General features: G+C 43.5%; 1 protein-coding gene. It reads left to right on the top strand.

From position 1 onward, the window contains the following. The coding region (locus AB4512_RS25170; protein ID WP_372176181.1) for a 1-acyl-sn-glycerol-3-phosphate acyltransferase at positions 1–333 on the top strand (333 nt) is incomplete at both ends.

Raw genomic sequence — 333 nt, 5'->3', positions numbered from 1 at the left:
TGAACGTATTGTTCGTGACTATCAATACCGCAATGACTGCGTTTACCGTGAGCTTCTTTGGCCTCATCAAACTGATTCTTCCAATCTCTATTGTTCAAAAGTCATGTACTCGTTTAGCAAATTTCACGTTTTGGTGTTGGGCTTCGCTTAACCTTTGGATGTTGAATGTGAATAACGATATCGAGTGGCAAGTCGAAGGAGGGGAAGATATCTCGACCAAGCAGTGGTACCTGATGATGTCGAATCACCTGAGCTGGGCGGATATCGTGATCTTGTCTTCAATCTTGAAAGACAAGATGCCGATGACTAAGTTCTTCCTCAAGCACGAACTGT

This window comes from Vibrio sp. 10N.222.52.B7, assembly GCF_041474275.1.
In the GTDB taxonomy this organism is placed as follows: domain Bacteria; phylum Pseudomonadota; class Gammaproteobacteria; order Enterobacterales; family Vibrionaceae; genus Vibrio; species Vibrio crassostreae_C.
This window is presented reverse-complemented; position numbering and strand designations above follow the sequence as displayed.